26 protein-coding genes are annotated in these 26,697 nt (G+C 67.1%); 12 read left to right on the top strand and 14 right to left on the bottom strand.

All coding sequences use genetic code 11. The features are described 5' to 3' along the window. Position 1: 1 nt before the first annotated feature. Together ACT86A_RS03660 and ACT86A_RS03655 are read right to left on the bottom strand one after the other, a co-directional pair. Positions 2–2,056 carry a prolyl oligopeptidase family serine peptidase gene (locus ACT86A_RS03660; RefSeq protein ID WP_445090535.1) on the bottom strand — a complete coding sequence of 685 codons (2,055 nt, stop codon included), beginning with the start codon at positions 2,054–2,056 and terminating at the stop codon, positions 2–4. Between the two features lie 34 nt (positions 2,057–2,090). Next, positions 2,091–2,633, bottom strand: coding sequence for an AMIN-like domain-containing (lipo)protein (locus ACT86A_RS03655; RefSeq protein WP_445090534.1), 543 nt, complete (start codon positions 2,631–2,633; stop codon positions 2,091–2,093). Between the two features lie 218 nt (positions 2,634–2,851). Between ACT86A_RS03655 and ACT86A_RS03650 the strand changes: the two genes are divergently transcribed. After that, entirely contained in the window at positions 2,852–3,826 is a 975-nt protein-coding gene (locus ACT86A_RS03650; protein ID WP_445090533.1) for a dipeptidase, read from the top strand. Positions 3,827–4,041: 215 nt separating this feature from the next. Then, positions 4,042–5,442 (top strand): dihydrolipoyl dehydrogenase, encoded by a 1,401-nt coding sequence (lpdA, locus tag ACT86A_RS03645; RefSeq protein ID WP_445090532.1) that lies wholly within the window; start codon positions 4,042–4,044, stop codon positions 5,440–5,442. A 312-nt stretch (positions 5,443–5,754) separates the two neighbouring features. Here the strand turns inward: lpdA and ACT86A_RS03640 are convergent, their stop codons facing one another. Next, the gene (locus ACT86A_RS03640) at positions 5,755–6,582 is read right to left on the bottom strand and encodes a hypothetical protein (protein ID WP_445090531.1); all 828 of its coding nucleotides are present in this window, start codon (positions 6,580–6,582) and stop codon (positions 5,755–5,757) included. Positions 6,583–7,217: 635 nt separating this feature from the next. Here ACT86A_RS03640 and ACT86A_RS03635 point away from each other — a divergent pair. Further along, positions 7,218–7,925 (top strand): polysaccharide deacetylase family protein, encoded by a 708-nt coding sequence (locus ACT86A_RS03635; protein WP_445090530.1) that lies wholly within the window; start codon positions 7,218–7,220, stop codon positions 7,923–7,925. 180 nt (positions 7,926–8,105) lie between these two features. Here the strand turns inward: ACT86A_RS03635 and ACT86A_RS03630 are convergent, their stop codons facing one another. After that, a complete protein-coding gene (locus tag ACT86A_RS03630; RefSeq protein WP_445090680.1) occupies positions 8,106–8,522 on the bottom strand; it encodes a PPOX class F420-dependent oxidoreductase in 417 nt (138 codons plus the stop codon). A 49-nt stretch (positions 8,523–8,571) separates the two neighbouring features. Next, a complete protein-coding gene (locus ACT86A_RS03625) occupies positions 8,572–8,970 on the bottom strand; it encodes a winged helix-turn-helix transcriptional regulator (RefSeq protein ID WP_445090529.1) in 399 nt (132 codons plus the stop codon). A 98-nt stretch (positions 8,971–9,068) separates the two neighbouring features. Between ACT86A_RS03625 and ACT86A_RS03620 the strand changes: the two genes are divergently transcribed. Further along, positions 9,069–9,920: an SDR family oxidoreductase gene (locus ACT86A_RS03620; RefSeq protein ID WP_445090528.1), complete on the top strand. Its 852-nt coding sequence runs from the start codon at positions 9,069–9,071 to the stop codon at positions 9,918–9,920. Between the two features lie 240 nt (positions 9,921–10,160). Here the strand turns inward: ACT86A_RS03620 and ACT86A_RS03615 are convergent, their stop codons facing one another. Together ACT86A_RS03615 and ACT86A_RS03610 are read right to left on the bottom strand one after the other, a co-directional pair. Beyond that, positions 10,161–10,538: a VOC family protein gene (locus tag ACT86A_RS03615; RefSeq protein ID WP_445090527.1), complete on the bottom strand. Its 378-nt coding sequence runs from the start codon at positions 10,536–10,538 to the stop codon at positions 10,161–10,163. Between the two features lie 92 nt (positions 10,539–10,630). Next, the gene (locus ACT86A_RS03610) at positions 10,631–11,176 is read right to left on the bottom strand and encodes a carboxymuconolactone decarboxylase family protein (RefSeq protein ID WP_445090526.1); all 546 of its coding nucleotides are present in this window, start codon (positions 11,174–11,176) and stop codon (positions 10,631–10,633) included. Positions 11,177–11,391: 215 nt separating this feature from the next. Between ACT86A_RS03610 and ACT86A_RS03605 the strand changes: the two genes are divergently transcribed. Both ACT86A_RS03605 and ACT86A_RS03600 read left to right on the top strand, forming a co-directional pair. After that, positions 11,392–12,267, top strand: coding sequence for an NERD domain-containing protein (locus tag ACT86A_RS03605; protein WP_445090525.1), 876 nt, complete (start codon positions 11,392–11,394; stop codon positions 12,265–12,267). A 154-nt stretch (positions 12,268–12,421) separates the two neighbouring features. Next, positions 12,422–14,251, top strand: coding sequence for an acyl-CoA dehydrogenase (locus tag ACT86A_RS03600; RefSeq protein ID WP_445090524.1), 1,830 nt, complete (start codon positions 12,422–12,424; stop codon positions 14,249–14,251). Positions 14,252–14,430: 179 nt separating this feature from the next. On the opposite strand, the gene ramB is transcribed toward ACT86A_RS03600, so the two are convergent. Next, positions 14,431–15,837, bottom strand: coding sequence for an acetate metabolism transcriptional regulator RamB (ramB, locus tag ACT86A_RS03595; protein ID WP_445090523.1), 1,407 nt, complete (start codon positions 15,835–15,837; stop codon positions 14,431–14,433). Positions 15,838–16,237: 400 nt separating this feature from the next. Between ramB and ACT86A_RS03590 the strand changes: the two genes are divergently transcribed. After that, complete coding sequence (locus ACT86A_RS03590) at positions 16,238–17,491, top strand: lipase family protein (RefSeq protein WP_445090522.1); 1,254 nt, start codon at positions 16,238–16,240, stop codon at positions 17,489–17,491. Between the two features lie 97 nt (positions 17,492–17,588). On the opposite strand, the gene ACT86A_RS03585 is transcribed toward ACT86A_RS03590, so the two are convergent. Both ACT86A_RS03585 and ACT86A_RS03580 read right to left on the bottom strand, forming a co-directional pair. Then, positions 17,589–18,029, bottom strand: coding sequence for a DUF4254 domain-containing protein (locus tag ACT86A_RS03585; protein ID WP_445090521.1), 441 nt, complete (start codon positions 18,027–18,029; stop codon positions 17,589–17,591). A 55-nt stretch (positions 18,030–18,084) separates the two neighbouring features. Then, positions 18,085–18,378 carry a hypothetical protein gene (locus ACT86A_RS03580; protein WP_445090520.1) on the bottom strand — a complete coding sequence of 98 codons (294 nt, stop codon included), beginning with the start codon at positions 18,376–18,378 and terminating at the stop codon, positions 18,085–18,087. 189 nt (positions 18,379–18,567) lie between these two features. Here ACT86A_RS03580 and ACT86A_RS03575 point away from each other — a divergent pair, with 189 nt between their 5' ends. Next, positions 18,568–19,428 (top strand): Scr1 family TA system antitoxin-like transcriptional regulator, encoded by an 861-nt coding sequence (locus ACT86A_RS03575; RefSeq protein WP_445090519.1) that lies wholly within the window; start codon positions 18,568–18,570, stop codon positions 19,426–19,428. Positions 19,429–19,437: 9 nt separating this feature from the next. Then, entirely contained in the window at positions 19,438–19,680 is a 243-nt protein-coding gene (locus ACT86A_RS03570; RefSeq protein ID WP_445090518.1) for a DUF397 domain-containing protein, read from the top strand. A gap of 286 nt (positions 19,681–19,966) precedes the next feature. Here the strand turns inward: ACT86A_RS03570 and ACT86A_RS03565 are convergent, their stop codons facing one another. The 4 genes from ACT86A_RS03565 to ACT86A_RS03550 form a co-directional block, all read right to left on the bottom strand. After that, a complete protein-coding gene (locus ACT86A_RS03565) occupies positions 19,967–20,929 on the bottom strand; it encodes a hexose kinase (protein ID WP_445090517.1) in 963 nt (320 codons plus the stop codon). After that, positions 20,917–22,077, bottom strand: a complete 1,161-nt coding sequence (locus ACT86A_RS03560; RefSeq protein ID WP_445090516.1) for an N-acetylglucosamine-6-phosphate deacetylase — start codon at positions 22,075–22,077, stop codon at positions 20,917–20,919. Before ACT86A_RS03560 ends, ACT86A_RS03565 begins: the two co-directional genes overlap by 13 nt. 142 nt (positions 22,078–22,219) lie before the next feature. Then, positions 22,220–23,125 (bottom strand): SIS domain-containing protein, encoded by a 906-nt coding sequence (locus ACT86A_RS03555; RefSeq protein WP_445090515.1) that lies wholly within the window; start codon positions 23,123–23,125, stop codon positions 22,220–22,222. A 124-nt stretch (positions 23,126–23,249) separates the two neighbouring features. Then, positions 23,250–23,855, bottom strand: a complete 606-nt coding sequence (locus ACT86A_RS03550) for a nucleotidyltransferase family protein (protein ID WP_445090514.1) — start codon at positions 23,853–23,855, stop codon at positions 23,250–23,252. Positions 23,856–24,083: 228 nt separating this feature from the next. Here ACT86A_RS03550 and uraH point away from each other — a divergent pair, with 228 nt between their 5' ends. The 3 genes from uraH to ACT86A_RS03535 all read left to right on the top strand — a co-directional run bounded on the left by uraH (position 24,084) and on the right by ACT86A_RS03535 (position 26,687). Further along, entirely contained in the window at positions 24,084–24,401 is a 318-nt protein-coding gene (gene uraH, locus ACT86A_RS03545; protein ID WP_445090513.1) for a hydroxyisourate hydrolase, read from the top strand. A gap of 7 nt (positions 24,402–24,408) precedes the next feature. After that, on the top strand, positions 24,409–25,317 hold the full coding sequence (pucL, locus tag ACT86A_RS03540; RefSeq protein ID WP_445090512.1) for a factor-independent urate hydroxylase: 909 nt from the start codon (positions 24,409–24,411) through the stop codon (positions 25,315–25,317). A gap of 521 nt (positions 25,318–25,838) precedes the next feature. Continuing rightward, entirely contained in the window at positions 25,839–26,687 is an 849-nt protein-coding gene (locus tag ACT86A_RS03535; RefSeq protein WP_445090511.1) for an FAD binding domain-containing protein, read from the top strand. The last annotated feature ends 10 nt before the right edge of the window (positions 26,688–26,697 follow it).

Below are 26,697 nucleotides of genomic sequence, written 5' to 3'. Positions count from 1 at the left end.
ATCAGCGTCGTTCGATCAGCATCTGAGTGAAGAACTCATAGATCAGCGCCGCCTGGAACGCGGACTGCTTGTTGTCCGCGGCGCCGCCGTGACCGCCCTCGATGTTCTCGTGATACCAGAATTCGTGGCCCTGGGCTTCCAAGAGCGCCGCCATCTTCCTGGCGTGGCCGGGGTGCACCCGGTCGTCCCTGGTCGAGGTGGTGAGCAGGATCGGCGGGTAGGCGCGGTCGGCGCGCGCGTTCTGGTAGGGCGAATACTTGCTGATGTACTCCCATTCTTCCGGCTTGTCCGGATCGCCGTACTCGGCCATCCACGAAGCGCCGGCGAGCAGTAGGTGGTAGCGCTTCATATCCAGCAGCGGCACCTGGCAGACGATCGCGCCGAACAGTTCCGGGTAGCGGGTCAGCATCACGCCCATGAGCAGTCCGCCGTTGCTGCCGCCGACGGCGCCGAGCTGGTCGGCAGTGGTGATGCCGCGCGCGACCAGGTCCTTGGCGATGGCGGAGAAATCCTCGTACACCTTGTGCCGGTTGGCCTTCTGCACCGAGGTGTGCCACTGCGGCCCGTACTCGCCGCCGCCGCGGATGTTGGTCATCACCCAGGTTCCGCCGCGCTCCAGCCAGCCCATACCCGACGCACCGCTGTAGGCGGGGGTGCGGGACACTTCGAAGCCGCCGTAGCCGGACATCACCGTTGGGCCGGGGATGTCCCTGCGGTCGCGGTGCCGGATCACGAAGTACGGCACGCGCGTCCCGTCCGCGGACTCGGCGAAGAACTGCTCGGTCTCGACTCCCGCGGCGTCGAAGAATCCGGGCTCCTGCTTCAGCTGCTCGGTCTGCCCGCCGACAGCGCTGGCCAGCAAGGTAGCCGGCGTGGTGAATCCGCTGGTGGTCAGCATGAACTCGTCGCCGCCCTCCAATGGGTCGAGGTTCAGCATGCTGGTGGTCGCCATCGGCGGGGTGTCGGCCAGCGGTGCGCGCCGCCAGCCCGTCGCGCTCGGGGTGAGCACGTACAGCCTGGTTTGCACATCTTCGAGGGTGACCAGCAGCAGGTGATTCTCCGTCCAGCCGTAGCCGTGCAGCGAGGTGCGCGCGTCCGGGGTGAAGATCACCTCGAATTCGCGTGTGCCGGACAGGAACTTCTCGAAGTCGGTGGCCAGCAGCGCGCCCGCGGGGTAGGTCTGCCCGCCCACCTCCCACGGCGACTTCAGCCGGACCAGCAGCCAATCCTTGTACCAGGACTCGCTGGCGTCGCTGGGGATGTCGAGGTGCCGCAGTGTGCCGTCCGCTTCGAGCAGATAGACCTCCTCGTTGAAGAAGTCGGTGGCGCGGCCGATGTAGTGCCGCTCGTAGCCCGGTGTCCGGTCGTAGCCCGCCGAGACCGCGACATCGCTCGGCTCGCCCTCGAAAACAGTGGTCGCCTCCGCCAATGCGCTGCCGCGTCGCCACAGTTTCGCTATCCGCGGATACCCGGAATCGGTCAGCGATCCGGCCCCGAAATCGGTGCCCACGTACACCGAGTCGATATCGATCCACCGGATCTCCGACTTCGCCTCGGGAAGGTAGTAGCCGCCGTCCTCCGGGGCGAGGAACACCCTGAGCTCGAGGTCGAACTCGCGGACCACCTTCGCGTCGGCCCCGCCACGGGACAGGCTGATCAGCGCCCGGGACTGCTCCGGGCGCAGCACCGCGGCCCCACCCCACACCCAGTTTTCGTCCTCGGTTGCGGCGAGAGCGTCCAGGTCGATCAGCACGTCCCAGTCCGGCGCGTCCTTGGTGTACTCGGCGAAGGTGGTGCGCCGCCAGAGGCCGCGCGGATGCTCGGCATCCCGCCAGAAGTTGTACAGCCAAGGTCCGCGGCGCCCGGGATACGCGATCTTGGTGTCCGTGTCGAGCATGTCCAGGATGCGGCGTTCGAGGTCGCGGAAGCGCTCCGAGTCGGCGAACCGGTCGTGCACGGTGGCGTTGTGCGCGCGAGCCCAGTCCAGGGCACGCTCGGCGGTCACTTCTTCGAGCCAGAGGTAAGGGTCCGTCACATTCTGCTCAACGCCGCTCATGGCCATATTGTTGCCGAGCGGCGCGAACAAGGGTTCACCAGGAGTGTGCTACGTCGACCACGACGCGCGAACCGCCACCCGGTCCGTCGAGGGTGTACACCTGGAACGGCAGTCGTGCGCGCACCCCCAGACCGACCGTGGTCTGCCCCTCGAAGGAGCCGGCCCAGGCCACCTGGCGGAAGGTCCGGTAGTCCCGCACGTCGGCCAGTTCGGTGCGGTCGCCGGGGTGATAGGTGGGGTTGTACGCGTCGTCGTGCGCGGGGGCGTTCACACTGACCTGCAGCGCCGCCGCGCCGCGCAGCGGGACAAGCGCGCCGGAACCGTCCATGACGACCTGCTCGACGTAGCCGACGTGGTAGCCGGTGACCGGTCCGGTGATGTCGAACACAAGCCGGTCGAAGCAGTCGTGCCGCCCGGCGCGCACACCCGTGAGCGTCGCGACCGGCCGGGCTCGGCTCGTTTCGGGTAGCGAACCCCACGTCGAGGCGCAGTCCGGGGCAGCTGACGCCGGGCTGGGCGCGATCCAGAGACCGGCGAACGTCACGAGGGAAAACAACAGCAGAATCAAGCGACGCATGGTCGCACCGCCTTCGTGGAGCACGGGGAATGAACTACCGGGTGAATCGGTCGCCCCGGACACCTCGTTACGTGCACAGAATGCCGAAAAGTGTTGGTGAACTGGGGTAGTCGGCCGCCGCACTGATCTTTCCCGGACTCGGCATCCGCGCACGCCGCTCGGCCTGCCCGGCCAGTAGGATCGCTGCTGCGAGGCCGATCCGACCAGGAGGTTCGAGGTTGTCGCCGTTTCTCTGGGACCAGCACTGCTGTCTGCCGCTGTCGGCCGCGGCGCGGATCGCCGACCTCGCGCGCTACCCGGCCGGATCGTACTTGTCGGTCAACGTCGGATACTCCCGCCAATCCACCACCGACTGCCTGGCGCTGCTTCGGCGATTTCGCAGTGAAGCGTTGGCGGACAGTCGTTTTCGCCTTGCCGGCACGCTGGAAGACATCGGGCGCCCGGACACCATCGCGCTGGCGTTCGACCTCGAGGACGCCGGGCCGCTCGGCGGCGATCTGGGCAACGTCGCGCGTTTCTACGACCTCGGCGTCCGATCGCTGCTGCCCACCTACAACCACGCCAACGCCGCCGGTTGCGGCTGCCTGGACGCCGACGACACCGGGCTCACCCGCTACGGGCGCGACTTGATCGGCACACTCAACGAAGTCGGGATGTTCGCCGACGGGTCGCACTGCTCGCGGCTTACCGGACTCGATATCGCCGACTCGAGTACCGCTCCGATGATCTACAGCCACTCGAATTTCGCCGCGCTGTGGGACCATCCACGCAACATCACCGACGAGCAGGCCCGAGCCTGCGCGGCGACCGGTGGCGTCATCGGGATCAACGGCGTGGGAATCTTTTTGGGCTGCAATGCCGCCGACGAGCGCGGCGAGCGGATCGTGGCGATGGCCCGGCATATCGAGTACGGCGCCGAACTGGTCGGTATCGAACACGTCGGCGTCGGGTCGGACTACTCGTTCGACGCCGAGGACTTCAACGCCGAGCTACGGCAGAACCCGGAGGCTTTCTCCGAGTCGTACACCCGATGGGGTCCGCTGCAGTGGGTTCCGCCGGAGGACCTGATCGGCGCCGCCGACCTGCCCGGCCTGGACGAGGTGCTGGCCGGGCGTGGTTTCAGCGCGGCGGACCGCGCCGCGGTGTTCGGCGAGAACTTCCGGCGAGTCGCGCGCCGAGTCCGGCAGGGTTGACCGCCCGGTAGGTGTCCGTCAGCACCCAAGACATCTGGTGGCGGTGCGTGACGTCCGAAGTGCGGCGCGGATGCGGATCGGGACAACGACCCGCACCGACCGGATATGTCCATTCTCCCAGTTCGCGGGCAGATTTTTCGGCTGGGTGTCGCTTACACCGCACAGTTGCGGGGGATGGGTGGGTGAGCTTCGCGCTGCGGCGTTAGGCTCGCTTCGTGACTTCTCACTACGATGTCGTCGTTCTCGGTGCTGGTCCCGGCGGATACGTTGCCGCGATCCGCGCCGCTCAACTCGGCCTGCGAACAGCGATCGTCGAGCAGAAATACTGGGGCGGTGTATGCCTGAACGTCGGTTGCATCCCCTCCAAGGCGCTGCTGCGTAACGCGGAGCTCGCCCATATCTTCACCAAAGAGGCGAAGACCTTCGGTATCTCCGGCGAGGCCACCTTCGACTTCGGCGTCGCCTTCGACCGCAGCCGCAAGGTCGCCGACGGCCGGGTCAAGGGCGTCCACTTCCTGATGAAGAAGAACAAGATCGACGAGTTCGACGGCAAGGGCACCTTCACCGGCCCGAACTCGCTTTCGGTGCAGCTCACCAAGGGCGGCACCGAGACGGTCACGTTCGACAACGCGATCATCGCGGCGGGCACCGTCACGAAGCTGCTGCCGGGCACTCAGCTCAGCGCCAACGTGGTCACCTACGAGGAGCAGATCCTCACCCGGGACCTGCCCGGCTCTATCCTCATCGTCGGCGCGGGCGCGATCGGCATGGAGTTCGGCTACGTCCTGAAGAACTACGGCGTCGACGTGCGCATCGTCGAGTTCCTCGACCGGGCGCTGCCGAACGAGGACGCGGACGTCTCCAAGGAGATCACCAAGCAGTACAAGAAGCTCGGCATCACCATCACCACCGGTGCGGCCGTGCAGTCCATCGAGGACGACGGCGCCAAGGTCACCGTTTCGATCAAGGACAACAACACCGGCGCGATCGCGACCGTCACCGTCGACAAGGTGCTGCAGGCCGTCGGGTTCGCGCCGCGGGTCGAGGGCTACGGCCTGGAGACCACCGGTGTCCAGCTCGAGCGCGGCGCCATCGCGATCGACGACTACATGCGCACCACTGTGCCGCACATCTACGCCATCGGCGACGTCACCGGGAAGTTGCAGCTCGCGCATGTCGCGGAGGCGCAGGGCGTGGTCGCGGCGGAGACCATCGCCGGCGCGGAGACCGTCACCCTCGGCGACTACCGGATGATGCCGCGCGCCACGTTCTGCCAGCCGCAGGTCGCCAGCTTCGGCCTGACCGAGCAGCAGGCCCGTGATGAGGGCTACGACGTGCAGGTGGCGACCTTTCCGTTCACCGCCAACGGCAAGGCGCACGGCCTCGGCGACCCGACCGGTTTCGTCAAGCTCATCGCCGACGCCAAGTACGGTGAGCTGCTCGGTGGGCACCTCATCGGCCCGGATGTCTCCGAGCTGCTGCCGGAACTCACTCTCGCGCAGAAGTGGGATCTGACCGTCAACGAGCTGACCCGCAACGTGCACACCCACCCGACCCTCAGCGAAGCCCTTCAGGAAGCCTTCCACGGCCTGGCCGGGCACATGATCAACTTCTGACCTTGTCACCGAGGGGCGTACGAATATTGCGTACGCCCCTTTTTGCTTGTCAGGCAATGGTTTCCGCGTCAGTAGCGCTCTCGCGGGTTGTTCGCGGGATCAACGCGGGCGCTCGAAGAACGTCTGCTACAGTGGACACGCACCCAAAAGGTGCAGGAAACGGGTAAAGGCCCCTTTCGGTTCGCGACCGGATGTTTCCACAGAAGCGCGGAGACCCGGGAGTCACGCCCCGGTCGGCTAACGCCGATAGCTCAAGGATGTAGAGCCCCGCTTTGTTACTTGATGGGCGGCCCGAGCGGGCCGCCCATCCTGCTATCTGGCTGCGATCTCAGATTCCAGCTCGGCGTCGGTCAGGCCGATAACGCCGTAGTGGTGGCGAGCCACTCCTCGTGCCTGCCTCAACGCGACTTTGGTGTCGTGCAGGATCCTCGGGTGGTCCTCGACGATCTCGTTGATGACCAACGCTGCCCAACATGTTCGGGGCAGGGCAGTCTGCAGACCGAGGTTAGCCTCACGGTCGAGGCGTTTTGTGATCGCGAGAGCAACAATCATCTCACCCTGACCGAAGTCGATCCGATCACCGACGTGGAGATCTCGCGGATTGCGCTTCGCTAGATCAACCCAACCGTCCTCTTGGGGAGTGGTCCACTTGTCCAGCTCGTCGCGGAGATTCTGGTTCACGACGCTGCCATTGTGAATGACGGCGTTTCGCATCAGCCGCAGCACTGTGATGTAGGACATCATGTCGGTATCGAATGTCCGCCCGGTCACGGTCTCAAAGGCAGGATGCAGGTCAACTAGGTTTCCCTTGACGAGGCCTCTCGCGCATTTCCCGTTGTCGGCCAGTAGCTCGACACATGTCCGCATGTAATCCTCGTGCAACGCCATGACGTACGGGACAGCCATCTTGCCGAGGTGTGGGTCGGCGCTGAGAAGAATCCGGCGTGCGTCGTGCGATTTCAGGTTGAACCTTTGGATGTGATCGACCGCGGGAAACACCTCCGGCAGCAACCGATTCGACCCCTCGGTCAACTTGAGCAGGTGTGCCGATAGCTGAGCGCCGGCGAGCAGGGCCATCATCGCGTTGTTGGCCTCCGCCTTTTGCTCCTCGTACTCACGGAAGGCTCGAAAACGAGCCATCTGACCGCGCTTAGGGCCACCTCTCGGCAACGGTCACCACCCCTTTCGTGCACTTGCTACAGCACTCACTGTTCGCAGACCTCGGAATCTGTGAGCTGGCCGGCCTCCCCTGCGGACGCTCAAGAGAGAGTAGCTGTTGAGCAGCAAACGGTTTGGAGGACCATACGGGCGGCGGAAGGCTGAGAGGCGGCCTGCCAACAGGGCTTTGTCCCTGGACCAGTGATCAGGGTACGAGTCGAGCGCTCGCTTCAGTGGCGCTGGCGCCTTTTCCGGTTCACGCATGACCGACCACACGCGGCCGGTCATGATGTCCAACTCGTCGCCGTTCATCACCGACCGCACGGACGACTACACCGACTCGAAAGTGCAGCCCGAGTGGCCGACATCGCATGAAATGTTGGGGTACAACAGAATATGTCCGAAGAGGACGAGATACGCCGCCGTAGCGAACGGTCCCGCAAAGCGCGGAACCGGGGCCGCCATTTCCATCGAGACATGGCGCAGCAATGCGGCCGAACACGCGAAATTGGCTGGCGCGACGAGCAAAAGATAGAACTCCAGTCAAGGGAAAACCAGAATTCAAGACACCGCCCGCGTAAACGGCGTCGGAGCGGGCGGTCTGCTATACAGCGTGCATGCTTCGTAGGTGGCTGATCTGGAGTGTGCCGGTGCTCGTCGTCGTGGTGCTGCTGGCGATGGGCACCTACTACCTGATGAACGCTCGCACGTTCCAGCTGGCCGGTCATGTGGTGAGCCGGGTGGACACCGCCGCGAAGGTGGTCGCGCTGACTTTGGACGACGGACCGACCGATCGCACGCCGGAAGTGTTGAAAGTTCTGGCCGACGCTCAGGTTCCGGCCACCTTCTATCTGAACGGCCGCGATCTCGCCGCGCACCCGGAGCACGGCAGGGCAATCGCCGCGGCGGGCCATGAGATCGGCAATCACGCCTATTCCCATCGGCGGATGGTCTTCGTGACTCCCGGCGCCGTTCGTGACGAGGTGGAGCGCACAGACGCCGAGATCATGAAAACGGGTTATGTCGGCTCGATCACTTTCCGTCCGCCCTACGGCAAGAAACTGTGGATGCTGCCGCACTACCTCGCCGAACAGGACCGCGTCACCGTGATGTGGGACATCGAGCCGGATTCCGGCCGGGCTGACGCCACCACGGACGATATCGTGGCCGATACGATCGGCAAGGTCCGCCCAGGCTCGATCATCCTGTTGCACACCATGCACCGGTACGCGGACCCCTCCCTGGCAGCGATTCCGCGCATCATCGCCGAATTGCGTTCCGCGGGATACCAATTCGTCACGGTCTCCGACTTGATGTCCCGCTGAGCGATGGGCAAGGACGGATAACCGGGCCGACTGCCCATGCAGGGGCCAGTCGGGTAGCTGAGCCGTCGTGGTCCAGAAATACGGCTCCGTGCGGACACCCGGTGACCAACCACGGATTCGACGGTCGGAACCCGACCGCGACCGGTGCCGGTGTTCTGCCGTCACCGACTGGCGGATGAATCAGAGCATTCCGTAAGCGTGGGTCGGTGTGAACACGGCCAGGGCGCGGCGATCGGCGACCATCGCCCGGCGGTATTCGTTCCAGTCGGGGTGTTCGCCGGAGGCGCTGCGGTAGTAGTCCACGAGCGCGTCGACCGTGGGGTCGTCGGGGGCGGCGGCGACCGGTGTGAGTTTTACGGTGCCTTCCAGTACGGCGTAGGCGAAGAAGTCGTCGCGGGTCACGTGTAACGCCGCCCATGGCTCGCGGACCAGATTGTGGTACTTCGCACGATCGGCGGTGATGGAGATGCGGAGGCGGCCGTCGGGGCCGACGATGTGCAGCACGTTGGACAGTTGCGGGCGTCCGTTGCGGCGGATCGTGGTGAGTACGGATCTGCGGTGATCGCGTGCGAAGTCGACCGCGGCGGGGAGTTCCATGCTCGTGTAACCCATGGTCCGGCCGCTGTCTTCCCTGGGCGGTGCGGAGTCAGTCGCGGTGGTAGGCCGCCTGCGCCGCATGGACACGCGGCAGGTTCGTCTCCACCACTTGGATGAGCGCTTCCAGATGCGCGGCCACATCGGCGCCCAGTTCGGTGAGGGTGTATTCGACCCGCGGCGGGATCGTCTCCTGCACCTCCCGGTTCACCATGCCGTCGCGCTCGAGCGCCTGCAGGGTTTGCGACAGCATGCGCTCGCTGACGCCGTCCACCCGGCGGCGCAAGGCGCTGAATCGATAGGGACCTTCGCGCAGCGCGACGAGCGCGAGGACACCCCAGCGACTGACCACATTCTGCAAAACAAGCCGGGACGGGCAGTTGCGGGCAAAGACATCGGCCTCCAGCGTGGGGTCGTCGGCATCGGCCGGGACGGTGCGCTGGGTCGTCATGACTGTCATGGTACCCAACTTGACCGCAGTAGCCACGTAATGCATAGTACTTACGAATAGTTAGTACTGGTCAAGTCGTACACTACCTGGAGGTAATCATGACCATTGCGGTGACCGCGGCCAGCGGACAGCTGGGCCGACTCGTGGTGGAGGCGTTGTTGCGTGCGGGGTCGGCGCCGGTTGTCGCGATCGTGCGTGATCCGGCGAAGGTGGCGGATCTGGCCGCCCGGGGTGTGGACGTTCGACAGGCCGACTACGGCGACGCGGCGGCGCTGGAGCGGGCACTGGACGGCGTCGACCGGGTGCTGCTGATCTCCGGCAACGAATTCGGCTCCCGAGTAGCCCAGCACACCAACGTTATTCGTGCGGCCGAGCGCGCGGGCGTCGAACTGCTCGCCTACACCAGCATTCCGGGTGCACCGGACAACCCGCTGATCCTCGCTCAGGAGCACAAGGGGACCGAGAAGGCGCTCGCCGAATCGACCGTGCCGTACGTTCTGCTGCGCAACAGCTGGTACTGGGAGAACTACCTGGGCGGCGTCTCGCAGGCGGTGCAGTCCGGTGTGCTGCACGGCGCCGCGGGCGTGGGGCGGGTGGCCGGTGCGGCCCGCGCCGACTATGCCGAGGCAGCCGCCAAGGTGCTCACCACTGATGGGCACGCGGGCCGCGTATACGAACTCGGCGGCGGCGAATCGCTCACCTATGCCGAACTGGCGCAGGCGATTGCGGAGGCAGCGGGCAAGCCGGTGCGCTACGAGAATCTCTCGGCGGACGACTACGTCGCCGCGCTGGTCCAGGCGGGGCTACCCGCCGAGTTCGCCACGGTGCAAGGTGACGTCGACACCGGAATCGCGCACGGCCATCTCGACGTGCGCACCGGTGATCTGGAAAAGCTGCTCGGCCGCCCCGCGGCGTCGGCTGTCGACGTCTTCCGCGCGGCGCTCAGCTGAGATCGCGCTTCGGCGCATGCGGCCGTTCGGTGCCGCCACGATGAAATCGTGATCGGCAGTGCGGTTGCGAGGTGCCGCCGAGCGGTGCCGCGGCTACCGCCCAGTGCCGCGTGTAGCGGAGCATGGCTGGTTCGCGTCCGAGTGGCCGCATCGGGGACGAAGTCGCCGACGGCAGCCACTCGGACGCGGCCGTATCGGGACGGTTACGCGGCGCCGAGTGTGCGGCCCGTCAGGCGCAGCTCATACCCACTGCACCAACTGGATGATGATCCCGTTCGGATCGCGCATCTGGAAGTACCGTTCGCCCCATTCTTCGGTTTCGATGGGCGTCACGATCGGCACTCCGCCGGCTTGCAGCCGCGCGTACTCGGCATCGATGTCATCGACCACGAAGACGACCAGCAGACCCTCGCCCGCACTGCCCGCCGCGCTCGCCGGCTTGAAGCTCGCCAGCCCGGTGCGCAGGTAGATGACGTTCATTCCGGCATCGGGCCGCTGCAGCGACACGAATCCGTCGGCCGACATCTTCTCCTCGAATCCGAGGTGCTCGATCAGGAACTTCGCCGAGACGCCCGGGTCGGGGACGTTGAGCGAGATGGCGGACGCAGTGATTCGCATTGGGGCCCTCCCATGGCTTCGAACGCTGAATGTCTACTGAGTACACTGCCTCGCCAGCGCACGTGCGCTGGCGGTGGACGGACTTCGCCCGGTCAGACGTTGTCGCGCTGGATGCGCAGCGCGGTGATGGTGGCGGCCAGTCCCTCGTATTGGTTGACCAGCAGGACGATTTCGATCAGGCTGCGCTCGTCGTAATGCTCGGCCAGCTCGGCCCAGGCGGCATCGTCGATATCGCGGTTCGCCACCAATTGATCCACCGCGGTCAGCAGCGCACGATGTTTGGCCGACCAGCCCGTCGCGGTGGGGCCGCCGCGCACCTGATCGAGGATCCCGGCCGTCACGCCCGCCCGCTTGCCGAGCCGGATGTGATGGTCCATCTCGTACTCGCACCCGCGCAGATGCGCGACGCGGATGATGACCAACTCGGATTCGTGGCGTGGTAGCCGCCCACCCGGCATCAGCCTGCCCGAGTAGTGCAGCCAGCCGCGGAACAGGCCCCGCGTGCGGCCGAGTGTGCTGAACAGATGTGCGTCGCCGGTGCCCGCGGCACGGGAAAGCACCTGCCAGGCAACCCAGTTGACCGGACCGAGTTCCCGGAGTCGTCCGGGAGAGATGCGTGGTTGCAGCAGTGGAACCATGCTCGGCGCCTCCTCGCGTGCTGATGTGGCCGGCCTCGGCACCGGCCCGTGTATCGAAGCGTACCCGGGGCATCTGCCAGGGATGGCGGTGCCATTCTTTGCTTTCCGGTGGTTTTCGGGCGGGTACCCCGTCATCATCAGTACCGGTGCGGGTCGCCGTGGCCGTAGTGGTTTCGAGAGCGTCAGGTGTAGACAACAGGTCGGCAGGGGAACAGATGCTGGTGAGGGTCGGGCCCGGAGCGGAGCTTTCCGGTGCCGAGCGAGAATTCGTCGCGTGCCTGCGGTCATATCCGACGACCGGTCTCGCCGTGATCAACCTGGAGGCGGACAACCGGCGCGTAGACGCCGTGGTCTGGACACCGCGCGGGCTGACCGTGCTGGAGGTACACGGGTTCCGGCGCAGGCAGAGCGGCATCTTGACCACGCCCGCCGAGGGGCCGTGGACGATCAGTGACACGCCGGTGGAGCTGGACGACCCGGATTCCGGTAGCCCCGCCGACCGTGTGGAGCACGGAATCTACGCGGTGAAGCACATGCTCCAGCGCGCGTTGCGGGATCCGGGGCATATCAGTGGCGCCGTCGTGTTGGTTCCGTTCCGCGGTGCCGTTGTGCGCCCGGCGCGCACCACTCTGCGCCCCGGGTTGGACGTCGTTGTCGGCAACGTCACGGACGCGACCGAGTTGCGCATCTACCTGGAGGGATTCTCTGCGGGACCACGCAATTGGACCGTGGATCGTGTGATCGGCGCGTGCGACGCGTTCGGTCTCGCGCACTTCGCGCCGTCCCGAGCCGAACTGATCGACGCGGGATTCGAGCAGAACGCTCCGGAACCGGCCACAACCATCGCGCGTCCACCCAAGCCGCGGGTCGAGCCGACGCCCGGCGTCGCGACGAAGAGTCAGGCGTATGCGGGCTGGTCGGTCTTCGTGGTCGCGGCGGTCGGCGTGCTGCTGGTACTCGGTGTGATCGTCAGCGCGCTGGCCCACGACTCCACGCGACCGACCTCGGTGACCGACACCACGACCAGCCCGACACCCTCGCCACCGCCGTACCGGCCCGTGGAGTGCTGGCCGTTCCAATCGGGCTGCTGACTTTCCGGATCCCCGGAGCAAACCTGCTGGCCACGGCCGAGATGGCTACGGTTGCGTAGCGTGCTCGCGATGCGGCACGCTTCGGTTCGTACAAGGTCACCAACCGTCTGTCCCGGCTGGTCGGGCGCCGCGGACTCGATTCGAGGAGGACCGGATGGGCCACTACAAGGCGAACCTGCGGGATATCGAGTTCAACCTTTTCGAGGTGCTCCAGTTGGACAAGCTCCTCGATACCGGGGCCTACGGCGACCTCGATTCCGACCTCGCCCGGCAGATCCTGTCGGAGGTCGCGCGGCTGGCCGAGGGCCCCGTGGCGGACTCGTTCGCGGCGGCCGATCGGGAGCCGGTGGTGTATGACGCGACCACCTTCTCGATCTCGGTTCCGGAGCCGCTGCGTAAGACCGTCGCCGCAGTGCGCGAGGCGGGCTGGAGCCGGCTGGGTATGCCGGAAGGCGTCGGCGGCATGCCGGCTCCCGCGGCGTTGGTCTGGGCGGTCGCCGAGATGATCACCAGCGCCAACCCGTCGGCGTCGTTCTTCAACATGGGCCCGGTCATGGCCGCCGTGCTGTACAACGTGGGCACCGACCAGCAGAAGCACTGGGCCACGCTCGGCTTCGAGAAGGGCTGGCAGGGCACCATGGTGCTGACCGAGCCGGACGCGGGCTCGGACGTGGGCGCGGGACGGACCAAGGCGATCAGGCAGGAAGACGGCTGCTGGCACATCGAGGGCGTCAAGCGCTTCATCTCCGGCGCCGAGGTCGGCGACACCGCGGAGAACGTCTTCCACCTGGTGCTGGCCCGGCCGGAGAACGCCGGGCCGGGCACCAAGGGCCTATCGCTGTTCTATGTGCCGAAGTTCCTGTTCGACCATGAGACGCTGGCGCTCGGCGACCGCAACGGCGTGTACGTCACCGGTGTCGAGCACAAGATGGGCCTGAAGTCCTCGCCGACCTGTGAGATGACCTTCGGCGGCAGCGGCGGGCCCGCCAAAGGCTGGCTGGTCGGCGAGGTGCACGACGGCATCGCGCAGATGTTCCAGGTGATCGAGAACGCGCGCATGATGGTCGGCGTGAAGTCCGCGGGCACCTTGTCGACCGGTTACCTGAACGCGCTGGACTACGCCAAGCAGCGGGTTCAGGGCGCGGATCTGACCCAGATGAGCGATAAGGCCGCGCCGCGCGTGACCATCTCCCATCACCCGGATGTGCGGCGCTCGCTGGCCATGCAGAAGGCGTACGCCGAGGGCCTGCGAGCGGTCTACCTGTACACCGCCGCATACCAGAATGATGATGTGGCGCAGCTGGTTTCGGCCGCCGACCCCGATCTGGCGCATCGCGTGGACGATTTGCTGCTGCCGGTCGTCAAGGGCGTCGGCTCCGAGCGGGCCTACCAGTACCTGACCGAGTCGCTGCAAACACTGGGTGGCTCCGGCTATCTGCAGGACTACCCGATCGAGCAGTACATCCGGGACGCGAAGATCGACTCGCTGTACGAGGGCACCACCGCCATCCAGGCGCAGGACTTCTTCTTCCGCAAGATCGCCCGCGACCGCGGCGTCGCGCTCGGCCACGTCAACGCGCGGATCACCGCGTTCCTGGACGCGAAGACCGGCCGGTTCGACGCGGAGCGGGAGCTGCTGCGTACCGCGGTGGCGGACGTGCAGGAGATGGCCGCCACGCTGACCGGGTTCCTGGTGGCCGCACAGCAGGAGCCCGCGCAGCTGTACAAAATCGGCCTCGGTGCGGTGCGTTTCCTGCTCGCGGTCGGCGACCTGCTCATCGGCTGGCGACTGCTGGTGCAGGCGGAGATCGCGGCCGCCGCCCTGGCCGCGGAGGCACCGGAGAAGGACCGCGCGTTCTATACCGGAAAGGTGGCTGTGGCCCGCTTCTTCGCCAAGAATGTGCTGCCGAATCTGACCGCGGTGAACGGGATCATCGCCGCACTCGACAACGACATCATGGAGCTGGACGAGGCGGCGTTCTGAGTCTCGTCGCCGAGCAGCCGAGCTTGTCGCCAGGGGCCTCGACCGTCGCGCACTGAGCTTGACGGTCGAGGTCGGTCGCTACTCGGGGCGACGCTGTCCGTCACACTGGACGCGGAGTGGCCGGGGCCGGTATTTGTGGCAGGCACGATCGTTTCCGCACAAGGGTCGGCATCGTGACCCTATTTCAATACGTACGGCGAGACCGAGCTGCGGTGTTCGCTGATGTCGAGCACCTTGCCCAGCGGCGGGAATGCGCGCTGCGGGCAGTTGGCGCGCTCGCATACCCGGCAGCCCGCGCCGATCGGCGTCGCTTGCACTTCGTCCAGGTTCATACCGTCGGCGTAGATCACCCGGCTCGCGTGGCGTAGCTCGCAGCCGAGGCCGATGGCGAAGGTCTTGCTCGGCTGACCGTAGCGGGTGGCGCGGCGCTCCACCGTCCGGGCCACCCACAGGTATTTGCGGCCATCGGGCATCTGGGCGATCTGCGTCATGATCTTGCCGGGGTAGGCGAAGGTCTCGTAGACATTCCACAGCGGGCAGGTCCCGCCGCTGGCGGAGAAGTGGAAACCGGTGGCGGACTGGCGCTTCGACATGTTGCCGGCCCGGTCGACCCGGACGAACGAGAACGGCACCCCGCGCAGCGAGGGTCGTTGCAGCGTGGACAGCCGGTGACAGATGGTCTCGTAGCTCTGGGTGAAGAACGCCGACAGCCGCTCGATGTCGTAGCGGAAATCCTCGGCAACCTCGTGGAAGTGGGTGTACGGCAGCACCGTCGCCGCGGCGAAGTAGTTGGCCAGGCCGAGCATGGCCAGCTTACGGGCGTCTTCGGAGGCGAAATTGCCCTCTTCGACCAGCTTTTCCAGCAGCTCGCCGCATTCGAAGTAGGCCAGCTCGGCGGCCAGCTTGAAGGTGCGCTGCCCGCCGGACAGATGCGGTGCGATCTCCAGATTCCGGGTCTGCGGATCGTAGCGGTGCAGCACGCCCTCGCCGAGATCGATGCGCTCGACGATCCACACGTCGCGCGCCCGCAGCATCCTGATGACCTCGCTGTTCACATCGCCGCCGTGGAAACGGATCCGGGCGGTGAGTTCTTCGGCGGCCGTGTCCAGCTCGTGAATGTAGTTCTGGCGCTGATAGAAGTAGTCCCGCACTTCCTCGTGCGGCTTGCTGATCGCCCCGCTGCCCGCGCTGTCGGCGAACCGGTCCTCGGTCGCCGCCGCCAGCTGGGCGGAGGTGTTGCGGTAGCGGTTGTGCATGTTGACCAGTGCGCGGGCCATGCTCGGATGCGCCGAGACGATGTCGGCGATCTCCTGGGCGTCCGCCCCGATGCCCAGCTCCTGATCCATGACGACCTCTTGTAGCTCGGCGATGAGCCTGGTGTCGTCCTGGGTGGCGAAGAAGGTCGCGTCGACGCCGAACACGTCGCTGATCTTCAGCAGGACCGGCACGGTCAGCGGACGCACGTCGTGTTCGAGCTGGTTGAGGTAGCTCGCCGAGATCTCCAGCTGCTGTGCCAGCGAGACCTGGCTCAGCCCGCGTTCGGTCCGCAGCTGGCGCAGCCGCGCTCCGACGTAGGTTTTGGCCATGCGACCACCCTATGGGCGGTTTCGCATCTGTGCAAAGAGAGAATTAGCACTCGGGCTCCGAGTCGGTGTCCGCCCTGGCGCAGGACTGTCGGCGGGGTTGCTGACCTCGGCTGCTCTGTCGTCTACCGCGGCGGGCACGCGTGGCCAGGCCCGGGAGACGTTCAACTGGGTGCGCTACCGCCTGCACAAGGACCCGACCCTACCGATGCTGTTCGCGCGCTGCTGCCCCGATCGTTGTCGCGAAGTGAAGCACGTTTGATACGCCGAGGGCGCGTGTCAGGCGTGCGATGCGAGCTGGGGCACTGTCAGTATGAGCAGCGCAAGGTTCCGGATGGCCGCCATAACGCAATGGTCCGGCCGGGTTCGTGCTCCGGACAGGGAATCGGCGGGTGGGTGGATGATGCGAAGGTTGCTGCGCGGGCGGTCTGCCCGATTGGTGGTGGCGCTGCTCGGCGCTGTGGCGGTGAGCGCGGTCGGGACGCCTGCGCAGGCGAATCCGATCGATCAGTCGCTTACGCCCTCGCGCGAGTACAGCGGAATCCTGCCGACGCCGCTGGGCGATCCGTTCTATACGCCGCCGCCGGAGTTCGAGAGCCGGCCGCCCGGAACGGTTCTCGCGTCCCGCCCGAGCAGCGGCGGCCTGACGCTGTATCCGCTGACCTCGACCGAACTGCTGCTGCGATCCACCGACGCCAAGGGCCGTCCGGTCCCGGTGGTCGCGACACTGCTCATGCCGACAACGCCGTGGCCGGGCCCGGGACCGCGCCCACTGGTGTCGTTCAATGCCGCCATCGATTCGCTCGGGCATCGGTGCGCGCCGTCCTATGAGCTCAGGGGGCCGTTGTCGGCCAAGCTGTGGGCCGCTCAGATTCCCTTGTCCAAGGGCTACGCCGTGCTCGTGCCCGACCATCAAGGCCCGCGCCAGGCTTACGGGGCGGGCGTGATGGCCGGACATGCGGTGCTCGACGCGATCAGGGCCGTGGTGGGAACGCCGGAGTTCGGATTGCGACCGGACACACCGACGGTGGTCACGGGATACTCCGGCGGCGCCATCGCGAGCGGGTGGGCCGCCCAGTTGGCGCCGGAGTACGCACCGGAACTCAATCTCGTCGGTGCGGCGTTCGGCGGCGTTCCCGCCGACTTCGGCCTGCTGCTGGACACCATGAACGGCCGCAACCTCGCCTCCGGGGTCTTCCTCGCCGCGACACTCGGGCTGGCGCGAGAGTATCCGGAGATGCTCGGGCTGATGAACGACAACGGCTGGCGTCTGGCTCAGATCGGCAAGGACCTGTGCATGTCCGCGGAGGAATTCGGCGGTGTCGTAGCGCCGATTCCGGTGCAGGTATTCACCGACGTGGCCGCGCCGACCGATTCGACGGTGATCAAAGAGATCCTGGCCGCCAATCGGATGGGCGCGGCCGCTCCGAAGGTCCCGGTGTTCCTTTATCACGCCTCGCATGATCCGTGGGTACCGCTGGCCGGCGCGGAGAATCTCTACGCGGACTGGTGTCGTGCCGGGACGCCGGTTGATTTCCAGGTGCATATCGGCGAGCACTTCCTGGTCGGGCTCAGCGGTATTCCCGGCGCGAACGCCTGGATCGACGATCGCTTCGCCGGTCGGCCGGTGACTCCCGGTTGCACCCGCCTCGGCTGAGCAGAGGCGAGCCGCCGGGCGAACACCTCGAGCACTTCAGCACCAGCCGGGCGTCGCGGACGGGCTCGGTGTGATGCTGAACTGATCGGCGCGTTCTTCACGGCGTCGAGCGTGGGCCGCTGAGGTAGGGCAGGCGGCGCAGACCCGCCGCGACCTCGTAGGCGAGGTCTTCGTAGCCCAGGGCGAGTTCGGCAAGGCGTTCCCAGGCATCGTGCACAGCCCATTCCGTGGCGGCGGGCAGGATTTCGTGGGCAGCCGTGGAGAACTGGGCGAGCCGGTCGATCACCATGCCGACGGTTTCGGTGTGCATCAGAGCGCCGCCGTGGGGCAGCGGCATCTCGGTGGCGACCCACCGGTCGACGGCGAGGACGAGCTGGGCGCGTTGCTGATCGATGTGGTTCGGCCCGCCGATGTCGGCACGCAATCGTCGCTGATGCAAACCGGCGAGCAGGTGCGCGGACGCCAGAATCGGATGGTCGCGCCGAGGCGCGGCGCGGCAGGCATGCAGGACAAGTTCTTTGGTCGGCAGCGGTTTCACCGCGATTACCCCCTGGATCGATTGATGTAGCCGGGCAGTGCGCGAAACGCGCGAATCATCGGCGATGCCGCCCGCCCGGGCGCGGCAACCGATACCCATCACGGGCGTCCCATGGCTTCTCGATGACGACCAAGCCGAAGGCTTCCATCGCGGTGAGTCCCAGCCGGCTCGCCAACTCCTCCGTCAGCGAAACAGCTTCCGCCGCTTGGATAGCCGAGGTCGCCTGCTCCGTCGTCAACATCCGGCCGCGCAGATACGACACCACCCACGCATCCTCACTGACTCGCCGCGCCTGGTGCGGCGTCCGATCACTCACCATCCAAGCCCGATCGATGACGTGCACAGACATTCAGAACCCCCTCCATCCCCGCCGAGCGGGTTCGGCCCGAAGCCCCCGCCTGTGGTGCGCGACACAGAAAGGCTATGGCGGGGCGTCCGATAAGTCAAGTTGACCTGTCACGATGACTAATTCGAGGTGTCGTGGATGCGGGTACGGTCTTCTGCACGAACAGCTGGAGCCGGAAGGACGCATCGGACGATGGCACCACTCTCGCCCACAGTCGCGCGCTGGGAACTCATGCTCCGAATCAAGCGCCGCCGCACCGAGTTCGACGTCACCGGCTCGGTAATAGCCAAAGAACTCGGCTTCACGCTGTCGTACTGGTCGAAGGTGGAGAAGGAAAGGGTCCTGGCCGAGGACAAGCTGCGAAAGCTGATGAACCTGCTGGAGTTCGACCCGGACGAACGCGAGGAGATGCTGCGGCTACGCGAAATCGCGAAGCGGCGTGGGTGGTGGTCGGAGTATGCCGAGCTGCTGCCGGATGATGTGGCCCGCTTCTACGGGTTGGAGCACGGAGCGGACGTCATACGGAGCTATACCAGCATTTTGATTCCCGGTTTGCTGCAGACCGAGGACTACGCACGCGCGGTGATCGCCAACGATCGGGCACGGATTCGCCAGGTCGAGATCGACAGCTGGGTCGAGGTGCGTATGCGGCGACAGAAGCGACTCGCGGGAGTCGAGCCGGTGCGGCTCACCGCGATCGTCAACGAGGCCGCGCTGACTCAGCGAACCGGGGGAGTCGAGGTGTTGAAAGGCCAGCTCCGGCACTTGATATCGGTTGTGGAGAAGCGTTGCGACGTGGTCGACATCCGGGTCATTCCGTTCGACGCGCCGGGTGGTTCACTGCTGACCGGTGCGTCGTTCCATCTGCTCGGGTTCGACAGCGCACTGCTACCCGATGTGGCATGGACCGAGACGCTGGTTCACCTCGCCGTCATCGAGGACGGTGCGTCTGTCCGGCACCTGTCCACCATGTTCGGCAATGCCCTCACCGACCACGCGCTCCCGCGGGAGGAGTCGATAGCGCTGATTGAACGCAGACTCGGTGCGCTGTAGCGTGACGGCATGGGGCGCGTGACCGGCTGGTTCAAGTCATCACATTCGAACGACAGCGTCGCCTGCGTGGAGGTGTGCTTCGATGGTGATCGGGTGCTGGTCCGCGACAGCAAGTTTCGGGGATCGCCGGCTGCCCGGCCCGTGCTGGCCTTCGCGCCCGCCCAGTGGTCCGCCTTCACATCCGCCATCCGGTCAGCCGAGCTTGCTCAACTGAGCGCTGACCGCGACAGTCGTCGCACTATTCCCAGCTGATTCTCAGCCCGGCCACCAGCGACCCTCAGCTGGAACGGCGAGAGTAGCCCCAGTCGGTGCAAGCAATCCGCCGACAGCCGGTGGACAACTGCCCTGTCCCACCACCCTCGCCGGCCGGCGGCGCCGACTCCCTCGCTCGCGCCGCCGGCCGCACCTGCGCTCCAGAGGTACGCAAGCCTGGTGAGCGACGAGCAATTCGACCGCCACGTTCCGTGGAATCGTTCTCCGGATATAGCGCGGGAGTCGACGTCGTCGCTGGTGTCGCGCTCGGTGTGGTCGGCGATTGTCATAAGGAAGTTTCGTGGGATTTCGGTAGATTCAACTGTTCGACCTGGACGGTCGGGGCGAGCCGAGTCCGCAGACCGCGGTCGATCTCACCGGCGACCGGGATGACCACGGCGGCAGCCGACGTCGCTACCGCGTCGGTGAGCAGGGCGGTCCAGTCCGGGCTGGAGGTGCCGGACAACCCGGCGATCACCGCCGCCACCGCGGAATCCCCGGCACCGGTGGGGTTTCCGGCGAGCGGCTGGGTCAGCGCGGCCGACCAGGCGCCGTCAGCGGTCACCGCGACCATGCCAACCGGCCCGCGGGTGGCGACCACGGCACGCACGCCGTGCGCGATGAGCGGGCGGGCGGCGGTCACGATCTGGTCGGCGCTGTCGGTTTCGGCGCCGGTGAGCAGACGCAGTTCCGCGACGTTCGGCGTCAGTACGATGCCCGGGACCTGAGCGGCCAGCCGCAACGCCTCGCCGTCGACGTCGACGACAGTCGGCACGTCGGCCGCGATGGCGGTGCGCGCGATCTCGGCGGGAAGTGCGGGTTCGATGCCGCCCGGCAGCGAGCCGGCGATGACCAGCCCGGAGATTTCGGGCAGCAGGCCGGCCACCCGGACGGCCAACTGCTCGGCGGCATGCGGATTGGAGACGCGGGCGCCCGGTTCCCACAGCGCGGTGGCCGTGCCGTCCTCGGATTCGCTGATGGCCACGGTGCGGCGCACCCAGGGCAGTGCGTGCACGAAGTCGACCGGCATCTCCAATTCCGCGGCGGCCGCGAAAGCGTGGTCGGAGAAACCGGTTGCCCGAGCGTATTTCCCGAGCTGATTCAGCACCCGCGTCACGTTGATGCCTTTGCCGCCGATGCGCTGCTCCACCGAGCGGACCTGGTGGGCCTTCCCACGTTCGAAACGTTCGACCCGGTAGGTCATGTCGTACGCGGGATTCATTGTCACGGTCAGGATCACGACAACCACTGTCCACGTCTGAGGACCCGGCGCAACTGGAGATCGTCATCGACTGTCACCAAGTCGGCGAAGTGGCCCGGCCGCAGGTCACCGACATCAGGCAGCCCGAGCGCGGTAGCCGGAGTGCAGGTGGCCGCGAGGACCGCGTCCCGCAAGGAAATACCGGACTCGTGCACCGCCCGCGCCACACACTGCAACAACGTGCTGAGCCCACCCGCGATCGACCCGTTGCCGACCCGCGCGACGCCGTCGCGCACCGTGACCGACTGCGGGCCGAGGCGATACTCGCCGTTGCCGAGACCCGCCGCTTGCATGGCATCGGTGACCAGCGCGACCCGCTCCGGCGCCGTCGCGAATACCAGGGCGGCGAAACCGGGATCGACGTGCACGCCGTCGCCGATCAGTTCCAGGAACACGTCACCGGCCGCCGCCGCGACCAGGGCAGCGGCGACCGGGCCGGCATCGCGATGATGCAGCGGCGGCATCCCGTTCGCCAGATGGGTGACCAGGCCGCCCGATCCGTTGGGGTACAGGGCGTCACGAAAGGTCAGGTAGTCGGCGTCGCTGTGGCCGAGCGCGACCACCACGCCGTGGTCGACCAATCGCCGGGCGAGCTCCACGTAGCCGGGGCGCTCCGGCGCGAGGGTCATCGCCCGCAGTCGCGCGCCGCCCGCCGCCAGCAGCTGGTCGGTCAGGTGAAGGTCCGGGTCGCGCAGAAAACGCGGGTCCTGTGCGCCGCAACGGGACTCGGACAAAAAGGGCCCCTCGACATGGATGCCCCCGAGCACGCCTTCCTCGGCCAGTTCGCGCAAGACTGCGGTCTGCGCCACCATCTCCGCGGCGGGACCGGTGACCACGCTCGCCACCACCGTGGTGGAGCCGCTCGCGTGATGTGCCGAGGCCGCGGCTCGTGCCGCTGCCGCGTCCACTGTGTCGAACCGATGCCCGAAGCCGCCATGATTGTGAATATCGACCAGCCCGGGAAGCAGCGTCCCGGAGAATGGCGGCTCAGGCAGATCCGGATGCACGGCCCGCCACTGCGCGAAGGACCGCACCGCGGTGATCCGCTCCCTGGAAGTGAGCACCACACCGTCATCGAGGACGACACTCGCCGAGACGATGCGTCCGCGAATCGTCAGCTCAGAGCGCTCGGTCATGCCAGTCCCTCCTGCCCCGCGAACCCAGCGCCCGCCGGCCCGTCCGTGTACCGCGCTCGGCGGGCGCCTGGCGACTGTTCGGTTCCCATGTTCGGCACAGTAGTTGTTGCCGGCGCCGCTGCCGCCGCACACGCGGCCTCGGTCATGACTTCAGCACCACGGAGCGGTTCAGGCCGCGCGGGCGGTCAGGATCGAGCCCCAGGTCAGCGGAACGTAGGACGCAGAGGCGGTGCACCCGGACCAGATCCGCCATCGGGTCGATATCACGGTGTTCCAGGTGCACGCCGGTGCCGGCGACATCCTGGGCGAAGTCCGGCTCCAGCGGCCCGAACGCCCAGACCGCGCGGCCGGGCGCGGAGACGCTGATCGGGCCGTGGCGATACTCGGTCGCCAAGTACGCCTCGGTCCAGGACTGGCAGGATTCGCGCAGTTTGAGCGCCGCCTCGTCGGCGATCGCCGACGCGAATCCCATACCGACGAAGCTGATCTGTTCGGCGGACCGCACCGCGGCCAGGGCGGTGGCGGGGTCTTCGGCGAGCACCGCGCGGGCCTGGGCGATCACCGGCGTGAGGTCCTGGCCCAGGTGCCAGCGCAGGCTGGCGAGGGCAGTCGTCGCGAAGCGGGTCTGGACCACCGACTGCTCGTCGACCGGCTCGATGAGGATCGGATCGCCCAGGTCTAGAACGGGTGTGCCGGGGGTGGAGCAGATCACCGCCCGCGGGATGTGCGCCGGAATGGCCCGCATCGCGCGCACCACTTCGGTGGTGGTTCCGGATCGGCAGATCACCAGGTAGCGGTCGTACTCGCGCTCGCGAACCGCGCTCGCGGGCCACGCGTCGGTGATGCCGTGACCGGCCTCCTCGCGCACCGCGGCGATCGCGCGTGACATGAAAAATGATGTGCCGCAACCGATAATGGCGATGCGCTCGCCCGGCCGGGGGAGCGCGGCTCGGTGGTCGGCGGCGACGGTCTCGGCGTAACCCCAGTTGTCGGGCTGGGTGGCTACCTCGGTGGCCATATGCGGCTCGGGTGGGTATTGGACAGGCACGCGAACACTTCCTCCTGTGATCGTTTATGTCGAATAACCGCCCGCCGTGCGCACTATGGTGGCCAACCCCCCGATCGGGCCGGAATGCCACACCCGCAAAGATCGTCGACGGTGTCCCGCATCATCAGTGCCGATCACCGGTGGGCGGGGCCGGTAAGTCACGGTCCATCCCCGTCGCCAGATCATCGCACGGGACGCACACCATATCGGTTCTGCCGGTCAAATATGCGCGGGCTCCGGAATCTCCTACGGCGTCTGCGCACACCGCATTCCAATGCTTGTGCGCGATCACAACGGGGTGCCCCGGTGCGTCGTGGAACACAGCCCGTGCGAGGCCGCTGGGCGTCGCGAGCGCGGCGGCGAGCACCCGGGCAACGACATCGGCGCCGACGTCGGGGGTGTCCACCGGCATGATCGCCACATAGCGCGCGGGGGTGCCGGCCGCGGCGATCAGACCGGCGCGGAGTGCGGCGCTGACCCCCGTGGCCCAGTCGGCAGCCCATACGTGGTGCACGCCCGCCGGCAGATCGATGATCTGCGGTGTCGGACCGGTCGCGCCGAGGACGACGATCACCGGATCGCAGCCGCCCCCGCGCAGCGCGGCCACCGCCGCGCGCAGCCATGCGCCGCCCTCGGCGAGCACCTTGGGCCGCCCGTAGCGGGTCCCCGCGCCGGCGGCGAGAACGACACCCGCGCAGGAGTCGGCAGGCGGGCCGTCTTGGTCAGCCATGGCTCTGAGTGTAATACCGGGCGGTCTGCGTCGCCCGAGGTGCGATCGGTGCTCGCGCCGTGATCAGGCGCGACACGCCGACAGCGAGGTATGCCGTTTCCCGTGGCGGCCCGGGCTCGATGCTGGTCGGATGACGGATCAGCGATCGGGACTCGCGTGCTGCCACGCTCTGTCCGAATTGGCGAAGATCTGCCGGATTCTGCTGCGCGCGCCACGGTGGAAACACTCGTGAGCGCGTTGAGCACCCATGTGCTGGACACCATGCGCGGCTCACCCGCCGTGGGCGTTTCGGTGACGCTGTATCTGCAAGCGCGGCAGCTTTGTTCGAGCCTTACCGATGCCGATGGCCGGATCAGCGCACTGGCCGAAGCGCTCGAACCGGGGAGCTATCGTCTGGTATTCGACACCGGCGCCTATTTCGCGCGCCAGCAGGTCGAAACCTTCTATCCCGAGGTCGTCGTGACGTTCGCCGTCACCGAGGACCGGCACTACCACGTCCCGTTGTTGTTGTCGCCGTTCGCCTTTTCCACCTATCGAGGGAGCTGAGCCGAGCATGGAACTGACCGGGCCGATCGTGCTGTCGGATCACCGATATGGCAAGGCGGAGAATCGGATCGTCCGGATCTACCGGGAGACCGCGCGGCACGAGATCCGGGACGTGAACGTCTCCACGGTGCTGCGTGGTGACTTCGCCGACGCGTACATCGCGGGCGACCAGGCGAAGGTACTGCCCACCGACACACAGAAGCAGACGGCCTACGCCTTCGCGAAACAGCCGGGCCTGCGCACGATCGAAGACTACGCGCTGGCGCTGGCGGAACACTTCGTCACCGAGGTCGAGCCGGTGACCAGCGCGCGAGTCGAGGTCGAGGAATACGCCTGGCAGCGGGTGGCCGCCGACGGCGCGGAACACGATCACACCTGGGTGCGGCAGGGTCCGGAGATACGCACGGCGGCGGTCACCGTGGCCGGAACGGGCGCCGACCGGCGGGCTTGGGTCGTGGGCGGGGTGAAGGACCTGACCATCCTGAAGTCGACCGGGTCGCAGTTCACGGGTTTCCTGACCGACGACTTCACCGTGCTCGCGCCGGCTGACGACCGGATGCTGGCCACCGCGCTGGTCGCCGAATGGCGCTTCGCCGACACCGGCGGCGTCGACTGGGACGAGGTATACGCGGGAGTACGAGACCGGTTGGTCGGGACTTTCGCGACGCTGCACTCGAAAGCGCTCCAGCAGACGCTGTTCGAGATGGGCAAAGTGGCGCTGGCGGCGTATCCGATGCTGGCCGAGATCCGGCTCGCCGCGCCGAACAAACACCATTTCGACTACGACCTGGCGCGTTTCGGCATCGAGAACCGCGGCGAGGTCTATCACGCCGCCGATCGCCCCTACGGTCTGATCCACGCCACCGTGGCGCGGGCCGACGCACCGGAAGCGGGTCTGGCGTGGAGTAAGTCGTGACCCTCGGGCGCGGGCGGCGCTGCTCGCCGTAGCGGGGCCCGGTAGTGGTAAGGCGCGAGTCGGGCTATGAGCTCGCTGTCGATGCGCGAGACCGCCGCGACGCGGTCGGTTTGATCGCTGCAAGATTGCTGTGATATTCGAGGCCGAGCCGGAGGAAGCTGTTCGATGGACCCGCCTTCCGGACGGCGGGCACGCGGGATGGTGAGCGGGCTGTCGGTCGGATCATGACGTCGATCAGCGGGGCGGCCGGACGCCGCAATCGCTGCTCTGAGCGAGGTGTTGTGCCTGGTCACGTCAGAAGCGGGATACTGAAGCAGTATCGGCTCGCGCGGGCCGCGAATGCAGCCGGGGTACTGGACGGCGGACGGTGCCCCGGCGAAGCGCCGGCCCGTGGTGAATACCGGCTGCGGGCGGGTGTCTGTGCGGCCAGGTAGTTACCGCGCAAGTTGACGGACAACATGGGCAATTTGTCGGCAACTGAATGGTTCGGCCGTGACGGAGCGGCGGGAACGAGGTGAGGCATGGACCTGGACACGATCCGCGAGGTAGTGATCGCCCGCGAGCGATCGGACTTGGCGCTGCTCGGCACGTCGACCGCGGTGCTCGCCGGCGGCACCTTCCTGTTCTCCGAACCGCAGGATCAGCTGGTGCGTCTGGTCGACATCACGACTATGGACTGGCCTCCGTTCGAGGTGGTGGACGACGGGTTGACGATCGCCGCGACCTGCACCCTGGCGGAGTTCGCGGGTGCGGGGCAGGGACATGAGCTGGGAGCGCCGGTCCTGCGCGACGTCTGGCCGGGGACGGCGCTGTTCGCGCCGTCCTGCCGGGCCCTGCTGGCGTCACACAAGATCTGGCGCACCGCCACCGTCGGCGGCAACGTCTGTCTCGCGCTGCCCGCCGGCGCGGTGCTCGGTGCGCTGGTCGCGCTCGACGGCTCGGCTCTGGTGTGGGCGCCGGACGGGGTAGACCGAGGTATTCCATTGCGGGACTTCGTCATCGGCCCCGGTCACAGCGCCCTGCGCCCCGGTGAGGTGCTGCGCTCGATTCACCTGCCTCGGTCGAGGCTGCTGGCGCACACCAGCTTTCGGAAGATCGCGGGTGCCCCGCTCGGCCGGTCCGGCGCCGTGGTGATGGGCCGGCGGGATACGGACGGTCACAGCGCGATCACCATCACGGCCGCCACGACCAAGCCGGTCGTCCTGGATTTCGCCGCGCCGCCGAGCGAGGTCGAGCTGCGGGACGCCCTGGGCGCGATCGATCCCACGCTCTGGTTCGACGATCCGCACGGATCACCGCCGTGGCGGCGGCATGTCGCCGGGCTTCTCGCCGGTGAAGTCGCCGGTGACCTGCGGGAAAGCGCATCATGACGCGGTCCGG

It is taken from the genome of Nocardia glycosmidis (genome assembly GCF_052545115.1).
Note: the sequence above shows the minus strand (reverse complement) of the source record. Positions and strands in the feature narration are given on the sequence as shown.